The 13137-nt window shown below is 34.2% G+C and carries 12 protein-coding genes and 1 pseudogene; 11 read left to right on the top strand and 2 right to left on the bottom strand.

The features are described from left to right. Positions 1-42 precede the first annotated feature (42 nt). Positions 43-612: a YdcF family protein gene (locus BJL90_RS18310; protein ID WP_070971480.1), complete on the bottom strand. Its 570-nt coding sequence runs from the start codon at positions 610-612 to the stop codon at positions 43-45. Positions 613-1008: 396 nt separating this feature from the next. On the opposite strand from BJL90_RS18310, the gene BJL90_RS18305 reads away from it, so the two are divergent. Next, complete coding sequence (locus BJL90_RS18305; RefSeq protein ID WP_070971476.1) at positions 1009-2517, top strand: DUF1846 domain-containing protein; 1509 nt, start codon at positions 1009-1011, stop codon at positions 2515-2517. A 131-nt stretch (positions 2518-2648) separates the two neighbouring features. On the opposite strand, the gene BJL90_RS18300 is transcribed toward BJL90_RS18305, so the two are convergent. After that, the gene (locus tag BJL90_RS18300) at positions 2649-3353 is read right to left on the bottom strand and encodes a GntR family transcriptional regulator (RefSeq protein ID WP_070971472.1); all 705 of its coding nucleotides are present in this window, start codon (positions 3351-3353) and stop codon (positions 2649-2651) included. Positions 3354-3896: 543 nt separating this feature from the next. On the opposite strand from BJL90_RS18300, the gene uxuA reads away from it, so the two are divergent. The 10 genes and pseudogenes from uxuA (at position 3897) to BJL90_RS18255 (ending at position 12731) form a co-directional block, all read left to right on the top strand. Further along, complete coding sequence (gene uxuA / locus BJL90_RS18295) at positions 3897-4943, top strand: mannonate dehydratase (RefSeq protein WP_070971469.1); 1047 nt, start codon at positions 3897-3899, stop codon at positions 4941-4943. Positions 4944-5208: 265 nt separating this feature from the next. Then, positions 5209-6060, top strand: coding sequence for an SDR family oxidoreductase (locus BJL90_RS18290; protein ID WP_070971466.1), 852 nt, complete (start codon positions 5209-5211; stop codon positions 6058-6060). Between the two features lie 85 nt (positions 6061-6145). Then, positions 6146-7573, top strand: a complete 1428-nt coding sequence (locus tag BJL90_RS18285; RefSeq protein ID WP_070971462.1) for a GntP family permease — start codon at positions 6146-6148, stop codon at positions 7571-7573. Positions 7574-7680: 107 nt separating this feature from the next. Then, positions 7681-8700, top strand: coding sequence for a zinc-binding alcohol dehydrogenase family protein (locus BJL90_RS18280; protein ID WP_070971459.1), 1020 nt, complete (start codon positions 7681-7683; stop codon positions 8698-8700). Between the two features lie 134 nt (positions 8701-8834). After that, on the top strand, positions 8835-9011 hold the full coding sequence (locus tag BJL90_RS22860) for a hypothetical protein (RefSeq protein ID WP_236904952.1): 177 nt from the start codon (positions 8835-8837) through the stop codon (positions 9009-9011). A gap of 15 nt (positions 9012-9026) precedes the next feature. Continuing rightward, a pseudogene (locus BJL90_RS18275) lies at positions 9027-10145 on the top strand (nickel-dependent putative hexonate epimerase); the annotation flags it as partial. 100 nt (positions 10146-10245) lie between these two features. Further along, positions 10246-11166, top strand: coding sequence for a DUF4846 domain-containing protein (locus tag BJL90_RS18270; protein ID WP_335617808.1), 921 nt, complete (start codon positions 10246-10248; stop codon positions 11164-11166). 419 nt (positions 11167-11585) lie between these two features. Next, the gene (locus tag BJL90_RS18265; protein ID WP_081562091.1) at positions 11586-12056 is read left to right on the top strand and encodes an ATP-binding cassette domain-containing protein; all 471 of its coding nucleotides are present in this window, start codon (positions 11586-11588) and stop codon (positions 12054-12056) included. Positions 12057-12082: 26 nt separating this feature from the next. Beyond that, positions 12083-12391, top strand: a complete 309-nt coding sequence (locus tag BJL90_RS18260) for an oligopeptide/dipeptide ABC transporter ATP-binding protein (RefSeq protein ID WP_070971452.1) — start codon at positions 12083-12085, stop codon at positions 12389-12391. After that, on the top strand, positions 12348-12731 hold the full coding sequence (locus BJL90_RS18255) for an oligopeptide/dipeptide ABC transporter ATP-binding protein (RefSeq protein ID WP_070971450.1): 384 nt from the start codon (positions 12348-12350) through the stop codon (positions 12729-12731). Before BJL90_RS18260 ends, BJL90_RS18255 begins: the two co-directional genes overlap by 44 nt. The last annotated feature ends 406 nt before the right edge of the window (positions 12732-13137 follow it).

The raw sequence follows: 13137 nt of genomic DNA, 5'->3' as shown, positions 1-13137 counted from the left end.
TAGATGTTTCAGTTTGCTGAAAGGAGTTTGGTTTCTTAGCCGTTAATGAGAAAATAGAAAGTCTTTCATATAGGCAAAAACCTCTCGGACATAATATCTTACAATCAAGGCGGGATTTGGGTAGGATTTTGCAGAACTGCTGCTAACATCCATCCCTAATCGATTACCGATCATTAAAGCACGATGTACATGAAAAGCGTTTGTAACAATGATGGCACTTTCTAATGCCTGCTTGTCCATGATTTCTTTGCTATAATAAAGGTTTTGAAATGTGCTGAAGGAGTTTTCCTCCTTTAATATTACTTCTGAATCAATACCTTTATCTACGAGATAAGCCTTCATAGCGGCAGCCTCTGTAATCCATTCATCCTCACCTTGAGCACCGCTGACGATGATTGTGGAGGCATAGCCTTCCTCATAAAGTTCTAAAGCCTTATTCAAACGATAAGTTAACATGTGACTAGGTTGATCTCCCCAAAGCCTGCAGCCCAGTACAACAATTGCATCGGATTTTTTTGGGACTTGTTTGAAGCCACTCCAGATGATGTTCACTTGAAGGGTAAGTAAAACTACAGCAACGAATATAAATAGTCCTAATAACTTTTTTTTCATATTGCCCTCCTGAATTATATGGAATGATGTAGATTAATGAAAGTTAATGTCATTATAACATAAAAAAAGGCTCTAGGATTTTTTTCTTAACAAAAATCATCTTCTAATTGTTTACTTTCCTCTAAAACTATGAGATAATATAGAGTCGTAAAACGGAGAGTATTATTGGTGTTTATGCGTGCAGTATACTCAAGATAAGATGAAATATAGACATAGGCCTATGGATTTTAATATACGAAGGGCTATATTCTCAGTCCTTGTTTACGTTTTTTAGCCAAGGTGAAACCATAGACCGTAAATATTAAAATTCAAATTTAAAGGCGTATACCTATATTGCACAATACAAGCAAATAATAAACGGATTACACAATGACTTCATAAAGCGAGGAATAGAGGATGAAAATAGGATTTGATCACAAGAAATACTTAGAAGAACAATCAAAATACATTTTAGAAAGAGTGAATCACTATGATAAACTCTACCTGGAATTTGGTGGAAAATTGTTGTTTGACCTTCATGCAAAAAGGGTTTTACCTGGATTCGATGAGAATGCAAAAATCAAACTACTGCATAAGTTAAAAGAAAAGGTTGAGGTTGTTATTTGTGTATATGCAGGAGATATTGAAAGAAACAAAATAAGAGGAGATTTTGGCATCACCTATGATATGGATGTTTTAAGAATGATAGATGATTTAAGAGACTATGCGTTAGATGTAAATAGTGTTGTCATTACAAGGTATGATGGACAACCAGCTACAACTGTTTTTATCAATAAGCTTGAACGCAGAGGTATAAAGGTATATACCCACAGAGCAACCAAGGGATATCCTACAGATGTAGATACCATTGTAAGTGATGAAGGCTATGGTAAGAACCCATACATTGAAACAACAAAGCCAATTGTTGTTGTAACCGCTCCAGGACCAGGAAGTGGTAAGTTGGCCACCTGCTTCAGTCAGCTTTATCATGAATATAAAAGAGGTAAGGTAGCAGGGTACTCAAAATTTGAAACCTTCCCTGTGTGGAATGTTCCGTTAAAACATCCTTTAAACATAGCCTATGAAGCTGCAACGGTAGACCTTAGGGATGTAAATATGATTGATTCCTTCCACTTTGATGCTTATAATAAAATCGCTGTAAACTATAATCGTGATATCGAAACCTTTCCTGTACTTAAAAGAATTATAGAAAAGATTACGGGGGAAGAGGCTGTGTATAAATCTCCAACAGATATGGGTGTAAATAGAGTAGGTTTTGGCATTATTGATGATGAGGTCATCAAAGAAGCTTCTAAGCAAGAGATTATTAGAAGATATTTTAAAACAGAATGTGAGTACAAAAAAGGTTATGTAGATAAAGAAACCTTTGAAAGGGTCAAGTTGATTATGGAAGAGCTAGAGCTAAAAGAAGAGGATAGAAAAGTGGTTATGCCGGCAAGAAGTCGTTCAGCTAAACTAAAAGAATTGTCTAATAAAAACGAAATATGTCCTGCTGTAGCGATAGAGTTGCAGGATGGTACCATATTGACTGGTAAGAGTTCAAATCTAATGGATGCCACTGCTGCGGTAATTTTAAATGCTGTAAAATATTTTGCAAATATTTCTGATGAAATTCACCTTATTTCACCAGTGATTTTAGAACCTATCATAAGCTTAAAGGTAAAAACATTAGGCAGCAGAACACCAGCTTTAGACTGTGAGGAAATTTTAATCGCCTTGAGTATATGTGCTGCTACAAATCCAACAGCTCAAGTTGCTATGGAGAAGTTATCCATGCTTAAAGGATGTCAGGCCCATTCTACTACCATCTTAAGCAGAAATGATGAGCAGATTTTTAGAGAGCTTGGTATTGATATCACCTGTGATCCAGAGTATCCTTCGGAAAGTCTTTATTATAATAATTAGTATAAGTAAATAAGATAAAGAAGCTAGTTAGAAATAGACCGCTAAATATAGAATCACGTTTTGGGTGATTTGTAAATATAGCGGTCTGCTTTTTTATCTTAATTTTGTTTTTAGGATAAAGCCCCCTACTTCTAGGTGTTTTTCATTTCTAGAAAATATTCATTAACGCCTGCTTTTTGAAACTCCGTGGGCCATGATTCGCAGGGAGCAAGAATATGCTCTCTTAAAATCTCTTCGATCTCTTGGTAGGAGGCTTTTTCTGTTATTGCATTTAAAATTTTTCGGTGCTGTATTATTATACTTTTTTGCGCTTTATTATGATTATGATCATATAGGAGTCTAGCTCTAGCGTAATGGGTGCTTAAATTTGTAATAGATTCCCATACCCTAGTTTTTTTGCTAATTGCAAATAGCTTTTCATGAAACTTCGTATCATATTTATGAAAATCAATAATCATAGATTTGTTCATATAAAATTCTTGTAATGATAATAGATTTTCCAATCCATTCACTTCTTCCGTGGCTATTGTATCCTGAAGAAGTTTTATTATTTCTTTTTCTAAAACAAATCTCATAAATAACACTTCATCTATCAGAGCTCTATCAATATAGGTGACCATAGTGCCTGTTTGCGGCATGATTTCTATTAAATGCTCATTATTCAAACGTCTTAAGACTTCTCGTATAGGTGTCCGTGAAACATTTAATATTTTTGAAAGTTCATTTTCAGAAAGAATGGTTCCAGGTTTCAATTCTAATTCCATGATATTATCTTTTAATAGTCTGTAAATATATTCTTTTAGATTTTCATCTTTTTTTTTCTCATATATTTTCATAGTCTTTCTCCATTTTTATTAGTCTTATTTGATATAAATATTTTAATTTTTTTCTTTAGGATAAAAATTTAACACTTGTTTACATGTATATCTGCACTTTTGACACTAACTATGTTTAATATACTACTTTTCTTTAAAACAAACAAGTTTTAAGTAATAAATAAATTTTCCCCATGATTAAAACATAATCAGAGAAATAGTGCTAAAAAGATAGCATTTATTTCAAAATTATAACAAAAATTTATTGACAAATCAAAAGAAGGCGTTAAATAACTTGTCAATTAAACTGAGTAGATATTTTAAAAAATTCAAACAAATTTTAATATAGTTTAAATTAGCACTTGACAAAGAAAAATAACTAAAATATAATACTTGTATACAAGTACACAATACCAAAAACTGAAGGATATATTTTAACCCTTTGGTATTAAAACAATTCGTTGCATAATACAAGGAGGAAAACAATGCTAGAGAGGAGTGTATAAAAATAATTGTTGTATAAAAAAGCTACAATAGAATTTAAAACAACTAGGGGGGAATAACATGGAGATGGCTTTTAGATGGTACGGAATGGCAGATTCTATATCATTAGAATTTATTGGTCAAATACCCGGAATGAAGGGAATTGTTACAGCGATTTATGATATACCTGTGGGTGAGGTTTGGCCACTAGATAAAATACTGGAATTAAAATCAAGTGTTGAGAAAAGTGGACTACATATTTCTGCTATTGAGAGTGTTCCAGTACACGAGGATATAAAACTTGGGCGGCCTACAAAAGATAAATATATAGAAAACTATAAGGAAACTATAAAAAATTTAGGTGAGGCCGGAATAAAAGTTGTCTGTTATAATTTTATGCCTGTTTTCGATTGGACCAGATCTGACTTAGCTTATCAACTTGCTGATGGATCAACAACACTTATTTATAATCAAGATACAGTCAATAAAATGGATCCTTTATCAGGAGATTTAGCGCTTCCTGGATGGGACGCATCCTATACTAAAAATCAAATGGAAAGCCTTATTAAAGAATATAAAGAATTAGGTGAAGAGAAGCTTTGGGAAAATCTTGAGTATTTTATAAAAAATATCATACCGGTAGCGGAAGCCTCTGGCGTTAAAATGGCCATTCATCCAGATGATCCACCCTGGTCAATCTTCGGACTTCCAAGAATTATAACTTGTAAAGAAAATTTTAAAAGGTTTCTTGCTATTTATGATAGCAGTTACCATGGGATTACTTTTTGCACAGGATCATTAGGTTGTACGGAAACAAATGATTTGGTAGACATGATAAAATACTTTTCAGGAGAAAAGCAAAGAATACATTTTGCACATTTGAGAAATGTAAAATGGAATGGACATAGAAGTTTTTATGAATCTGCCCACCCATCTGAATATGGATCATTAGATATGTATAGGATTTTAAAAGCCTTGCTAGATGCAGGCTTTGATGGGCCATACCGCTCTGATCATGGTAGAATGATTTGGAAGGAAACGGGAAAGCCAGGTTACGGTTTATATGATAGAGCACTAGGAGCAGTTTATATTCATGGACTTATTGAGGCTATAACCAAATCCAAATAACATACGAATTGTATTAATAATCCATCCCTATAAACAAAAAAAGAACTAAAAATTAAAATTATTACTGTTATGGGGATGGGTTAAAAAATACAGAATGAAGGACATAAAAAATTTTTTTATACAAGGTAAACGATAGCAAAATGAATCTAGGAGGGGGGATATTTTTAGAAAACTAAGAAGCATGGTTTAGCAGCATACTTCAAAGTTATAATTACTTTAAAGATTTTAGAACTAAAGATAGTAAAAGTGTAAGGAGGATAAGGTTGTGGAGATATCGTTAGAAGCAGATATGACAGACAAGGTGATTGTTATCACAGGAGGCACAGGGGTACTGTGTGCTGCAATTGTTGAAATGTTAGCAGTAAAGGGTGCTAAAATAGGGGTTATAGATATTAATGAAGAGGCACTGAATAAGATGCAAGAAGCGTATAAAAATAGAGGTTTAAAGGTTCTGAGTGTTCATGCCAGTGTTCTTGATAAAAATTCATTGGAAAAGGCCAAAGATATTATTCATGAAAAATTAGGAAAAGTAGATATTTTAATCAATGGTGCTGGAGGAAATCATCCCAAAGGAACCACATCTAGTGAATACTTATATATAAAAGATATAGATACAGAAGATATAGTCACTTTTTACGATCTTGATAAAGAAGGGATAGAATTTGTTTTTAATCTTAACTTTCTTGGTACATTACTACCTTCTCAAGTCTTTACAAAAGATATGCTGGGGAAAGAAGGATGCTGTGTGATTAATGTTTCATCTATGAATGCTTTTACACCTTTAACGAAAATTCCTGCATATAGTGCTGCAAAATCAGCAGTTTCTAATTTAACACAATGGATGGCAGTGCATTTTTCAAAAGTAGGTATTAGGGTGAATGCAATTGCTCCTGGATTTTTTCTTACAGCACAAAATCATAAACTTCTAATCAATGAAGATGGAAGTTTTACTGAAAGAGCTGAAAAAATTATTTCAAATACGCCTATGGAAAGATTCGGTAAGAAAGAAGAGCTTTTAGGTAGCATTCAATTTCTTATCAATGAAAAGGCATCAGGATTTATAAATGGTGTAGTATTGCCTATTGATGGAGGATTTAGTGCGTATTCAGGAGTATAGTTGATATATTGGAAAAAAAAGGAAAAATCATTTTTAAAAAGGATATTTATTATTATAATTAAGATAATAGAGAGGGGTAACGATTATGGTGACAGGTCCTATGTTAATAGTAATATTTTTATTATCGATAGCCATTCTTTTGGTGTCCATCATTAAATTTAAGTTAAATGCTTTTCTATCACTTTTACTCACAGCACTAATCACTGGTTTTTTAGTTAGAATGCCTTTGGAAAAAATTGGTGGACATATATCTGGAGGGTTTGGCGGCACACTAGGAGGCATTGGTATTGTAACAGGTCTCGGTGTTATGTTAGGTAAGTTTCTTTATGAGTCTGGCGGCATAGAAGTTATGGCAAATGCTATGATCAGGCAGTTTGGTGAAAAAAATTCTCCCCTTGCCATTACGATGTCAGGTTTTGTAACAGGTATACCTGTATTTGGAGATGTAGTTTATGTTATGTTTGCACCGATGATTCGTGCACTATCAAAAAAAACCGGCATATCTCAACTAATCTATGTTGGAGGAATCGCTGTAGCCACCAGTGCTGCCTTTTCAGTAGTGATTCCTACGCCAGCACCTCTAGCAGTGGCAGAAATATATGGGCTTGATATTGGAATCTTCTTTATTTATGCCCTCATCGTTGGTTTGGTAGGATCATTAGCTGGACTTGCTTGGGCGTATTTTGTAGTGAGACGTGATGAGAAAAAAGGCAGAGTATTTGTAATGGAGGAAGTAGAAGGCGAAGAATATGATGAAAGTACAGAAAATGCCATGGTTTCAGCAGGAGAGCTTCATGCTACAGATACTACCGCTGTAAGCCTTAGCAATGGAAAAGTAAATGTACCTTCTTCTGCAGCAGCTTTTTCAGTCTTAATTTTACCAATAGCATTAATTCTTATTGGTAGTTTTGGCGGTATGTGGTTGGCTCAAGGAACTACTTTGCAAAAGTTTATAGCATTTATCGGAGATAAAAATATTGCCTTGTTACTTGGTGTGTTTTATGCAATGATATCACTTAGAAGATATATCGAAAAACCTATTAGCGATTGTTTGATGGAGGCAGCTGATCAAGTTGGTTTGATACTATTGATTACAGGTGCAGGTGGAGCTTTTGGCAGAATTATAAGTGAAACGGGTATTGGTTATTATTTAGCTGAAACTTTGTCCAGTTTCAATATTTCTATCATTTTACTTGCTTTTATACTTTCTCAAATTATCAGAGCAGCACAAGGCTCTGGAACTGTTGCTATGCTTACAACAGCTGCAATTGTTGTAGAAATGATTGCAAAAACCAATGTTGCACCTGCTTTAGTAGCTTTAGCAACCTGCGCTGGAGCAGTGGGATTATCATTACCTAATGATTCCGGATTCTGGGCGGTATCAAGGTTTAATAGGATTTCTGAACAAGATACTTTAAAACTTTGGTCATTTGGAGGGTTATTTGCCGGATTAGCTATGCTGCTGACAATATTTATATTATCTTTAGGTCAGGGGTTTTTACCTGGGATGTAGTTAACAAATTATCAGCAAATGATTTTTATGATGATTACAAATATATGGAGATCTACTATCTAGATTCTTATAATACATAATAAATTTACACGAGGGGGATTGTAATAATGCGAGCAATAAAAGTGATAGAGCCTTTTAAGGTTGAAATATGTGAGGTTGAAAAACCCAAAATTGAAAACCAAGATGAAGTAATTATAAAGATAACCTCAGGAGGTATATGTGGTTCTGATATTGGTATTTATAATGGTACCAATTCACTTGCTACATATCCAAGAATTATAGGTCATGAATTTGGTGGGATCGTAAAAGAGATAGGCAGCAATGTTACTGAACTGAAAATAGGAGATAAGGTTGCTATTGATCCTGTAGTAAGCTGTGGTGAATGTTATGCTTGTAGAACTGGCAGACACAATGTATGTTCTACATTAGAAGTGATGGGTGTTCATAGAGATGGTGGTTTTAAAGAATTTATAAAGGTTCACAAAAACAATGTACATAAGTTTGCTAAAGATTTTGATGACTCCTTATTAGGACTTGTAGAGCCCTACACAATTGGCATGCAAATAAACGCTAGAGGTGAAATATCAAAAGGAGATAAGGTTCTGATTATGGGATGTGGGCCAATAGGACTTTGCACATTACAGGTAGCTAAAAAATCTGGTGCAGAAGTAATGATTACAGATATAGTAGCAGAAAGGCTGGAAATCGCTAAAAAAATGGGGGCAGATAAAACGATTTTAGTCTCTAAAGAAGATCTTGAAGGTGCAGTAAATGGGTTCACAAACAATGAAGGGATGCCTGTGATTGTGGACACTGTATGTAGTGCTTCTACCTTTGAGAAGGCTGTAAAACTAGCATCACCTGCAGGCCGTATTGTCGTCATTGGTCTTACAAATGCGCCATCACAAATTGCTCAAGTTGATATCACTAAAAAAGAACTTACGATCGTTGGCTCTAGACTTAATTGTAATAAATTCGATGAAGTGATCTCAGGATTTGAATCTGGAGAGCTAAGTCCTGAAATTTTAAAAACCCATTCTTTTCATTTTACAAAAATTCAAGATGCTTTGCAATTAATAAAAGACGAACCTGAAAAGGTGATCAAAGTGGTTTTAAACTTTAATTAAAGGAAGAAGTGTATAGAGTAAAGTACGAGATGCATATAGGGTTTCACTTGCTTTGTAGGTTTTTATAACACTTTTCAAAGTAAGGTGAAATCCTTTTTAAAAGCAATAGAGTCATATAAAAGGGGGACTAACAAGTGAAGGAGTTCTATTTAATCAATGAAGATGTATCAATTAGCTTAGCTGAAGTTGAAAAAAATATTGATAAATTTTTTTTAAACTATGATCTAAATATAATAAGAAAGGTACTTATCATTCCTCCTGATTTTACACGCTACTACTCTATGGCAGGAGAAATTACAAAAATAATTTAAAAAAAATATAGCGATAAGTTTGCCATAGATATCATTCCTGCCCTTGGGACACATATGCCCTTAAGTGAGGAAGAACGATTAAAAATGTTTGGCAGCGAAATACCTAAAGAATGTTTTATGAATCATGATTGGCGTAAAGATACAGTTTCGCTAGGTAATATTCCTAAAGAAGTTGTGAATGAAATTTCTGAAGGGTTATTTGTTACAGACATTGAAGTGGAAGTGAACAAAAAATTAGTCAGTGGAGAATATGATTTGATTTTGTCTATAGGGCAGGTAGTACCACATGAAGTAGTGGGTATGGCAAACTATAGTAAAAATATTTTTGTAGGTGTGGGAGGAAGGCAGATGATTAATAAAACCCATATGCTAAGTGCTGTATGCGGCATGGAAAAAGCTATGGGAAAAGATAAAACCCCTGCCAGAAGGGTATTTGATTACGCACAAGAGAACTTTTTAAATGAAATTCCTCTTATCTACTTCCTTACAGTGACTACAGAAAAAAGTAATGAAGTATGTTTAAATGGCTTATACATTGGGAGATCAAGAAGAATTTTTGAAGAAGCCGTAAAACTATCACAGAAATTAAACATTACTTATTTAGAAAAACCTGTAAAAAAGGTTGTTGCTTATCTTGATGAACATGAACTTAAAACAACTTGGGTTGGAAATAAGGGTATTTACCGTACAAGAAAAGCAATTGCAGACGGCGGAGAATTAATTCTTCTTGCTCCAGGCGTAAAGCATTTTGGAGAAAATGACGAAGTCGATGTTCAAATTAGAAAGTATGGTTATAAAGGAAGAGACTATGTACTAGATTTATTTAATAAAGATGCCTTTGGGAATAGTATGATGGTAGCTGCACATTTGATACAAGGCTCTACGGATGGACGATTTTCTGTTACTTATGCAACCAATACTGATTATATCACGAAAGAAGAAATAGAGTTTGTAGGATATAAACATATAAATATTGAAGAAGCTTATAAGTTATATGATCCCAAAACATTGAAAGACGGATTTAATATCCTTGAAAATGGAGAAGAAATTTATTTTGTAAGAACACCAGCACTGGGTTTATGGATAGCAAAAGATAAGATGAACTCTCCAGATAATTTTAATCCTGCAATATAGAAAATCTAGGGGAAGCCATACTATATATAAAAATACACTTAACTTGTCCTTCTAATCATGATATAGTCATCTTAAAAGAACTGAAAAAAGAGGTGTAAGAATGATGAGGAAAAGTTTTATAGTATTATTTATGTTTTTATTTATGGTTTTACAGTCCCTTACAGCCTGCACGACTAAAAGCAACAGTCCAAGGGATGAAAACATAAGTACACCTACAATCAGAGAACCATTGTCTCAAGACAGCCAAGGTACGCTGGTTGAGCAAGCTAGTAAAATAGTTGCAGATGGAACGACACTTCTTACAAGAGTGCTTCCACCTGAAGGTTTTGAAAGAGTTGAAATAGCAGAGGAATCCTTTGGCAGTTATTTAAGAAAGCTACCTGTAAAACCCCATGGAGCAAAAGTACTTTACTATGATGGTAGGGAGAAGAAAAGAGATGTACATGAGGCAGTAATAGATATAGACGTTGGTGATAGGGATTTACAGCAGTGTGCTGATGCGGTAATTAGACTAAAGGCTGAGTATTTATATGGACAGGGATTATATGATAAAATCTCTTTCAATTTTACCAATGGGTTTTCAGCTCAATATAGCAAATGGATGGAGGGCTACAGAATATCAGTAGATCATAACAATGTTAGTTGGGTAAAAAGGACAAATTATTCTAATGATTATATAGATTTTAGAAAATACTTAGACATGGTATTTGCTTATGCTGGCACATTGTCTTTATCGCAGGAATTGAAAAAAGTTTCTATAGAAGATATGGAGATTGGCGATGTATTTATCCAAGGAGGAAGTCCTGGACATTGTGTGATTGTTGTCGATATAGTAGAGAATAAATCAACGGGTGAAAAGTTATTTATGCTGGCACAAAGCTATATGCCAGCTCAGGATATACATATTCTTAAAAACACTGAGGATAAAGATTTAAGTCCTTGGTATTCTTTAAACTTTGGTGAAGATTTACTTACGCCAGAGTGGAGATTTGGTAAAGATGATTTGAAAAGGTTTCAATAGATTTGAATAGAACTAAAACCGTAGATCTGTTAAAAGAGAGGGTGATATCATTCTGTTTAGAAACAGACCTTGGACTGCTTTTTCAGCCTTTTATTGTTAATAAAATGTCTTGTTGCCCTAAAAATTAATGAAATATTTTTAGTTATAGCTTGACAAAACTTTGTCAAATATGCTATATTTATGTCATAAATAAAAGTAATTGTGTTGTTAATGAAAACAAAGACATCAGTTTGAAAACTGATGAAAAAAGTTATGAAGGCTTGTTTTCTTTTATGAAAAATAAAAGAGACAAGCCTTTTGTTTTTGAAGGGTGGTTGTTGCTTTGACAGACTACATACTTAAAAGGATTCTTTACTTGCTCTTTGTTATGATAGGTGTATCCATTTCTACCTTTGGCTTAAGTCAGATCATATCTACAACTGAAGGCTGGCGAAGTCTTGGGTATTGTAGGAGAAAGCGGGTGTGGTAAAACCACCCTTTCCCGCAGTATCTTAGGTTTACCGCCACCAGCAGGAAAGATAAAGGAAGGCGAACTCATTTTTGAAGGAAAAAATCTGCTCCATTTATCTAAGGAGGAGAAGAGGAAAGTGCGGGGAAGAGAAATAGGAATGATTTTTCAAGACTCTATGACTTCTCTAAACCTAGTTAGAAAAATAGGTAGCCAGTTTATAGAAACTCTTTCCTCAAGGCTTAAAATAGACAAGGAAAATGCTAGAAAATTAGCAGAAGAAATGTTAGTGAAAGTAAATTTACCTAGACCCGAAAAAAATATGAATCAATATTCCTTCCAATTAAGCGGAGGAATGAGACAACGGGTGATGATTGCTATGGCCCTGGCATTAAGACCGAAGATATTAATTGCTGATGAACCACCACAGCACTGGATGTAACAGTACAAGCACAAATTTTAAAAGAAATGCAAGATTTGAAGGAAAGCTATGGCACAAGTATTATATTGGTATCTCACAACCTAGGGGTTGTATATCAAATAGCAGATACAATTGCGGTGATGTATGCAGGTTCAGTTGTAGAATATGGTAAAGTCTCTACAATATTTAAAAGTCCTGTGCATCCCTATACCAAGGCTTTATTGGGGTCTATACCTAATTTAAATCAGCAACAAGAAAAATTAGTATCTATTGAGGGTTCTCCCCCCTTTTCACATAGATTGCCTTCAGGCTGTGTTTTTCACCCCTGGTTTATCCTATTTATTTATTTCCCATGATATAGCAGCAGTAAAATATATTAGTGATGAAATTGCTGTCATGTATTTAGGAAAAATTGTAGAGGTAATAGAAAGCAAAGTTCTAATAGAAAAGGCTCTTCATCCCTACACAAAAGCACTACTGCGGGCAGTGTCTATAGCAGGAGGAGAGAAGACTTTACTGCGAAATCAGCAACTAAAGGGAGAACCTCCCAACCCTCTGGGTCTTTATAAGGGATGTAGGTTTTTTTCAAGATGTGATTGTCGGCAGGAAATTTGCAGCAAGGAAGAACCACAGTTGAAACAATTGACAGAAGGACACAAAGTAGCTTGTCACCTTGTAGCGCAAACTAAACTTTAGATCAGAGCAGATAACACCTAAATTTAGACTATAATTTCAGTCATATATAGATAAGGGGCTGCGGCTGAAAATGATATAGTCTTAATGAATGAAGATATCTAAGAGGGATAAAAAGGTAAATAACTTTGAACTTGATGTAAATTTTAAGCCTCACTTGGCGGCGGTTGAGATAAAATGGTGAGAAAAGAAGTATTATAAAGTATTATATGGAAATAAGGTTTGGGGAGATACACTGATATCTGCCCTTACTTTATTTATATTGATGGGTATTTCTATTATTTGACAAGTAAACAGTACTATCGTACAATAATTGTATAAACTATGCAAAAGACGCTTTTAACTCTGGTTCACATCTCCTAAAGTGATAAATAAAGTAATGTGGATAATCAGAATATCTTAGATTGTA

This window comes from Clostridium formicaceticum (genome assembly GCF_001854185.1).
Lineage (GTDB): Bacteria > Bacillota > Clostridia > Peptostreptococcales > Natronincolaceae > Andreesenella > Andreesenella formicacetica.
This window is presented reverse-complemented; position numbering and strand designations above follow the sequence as displayed.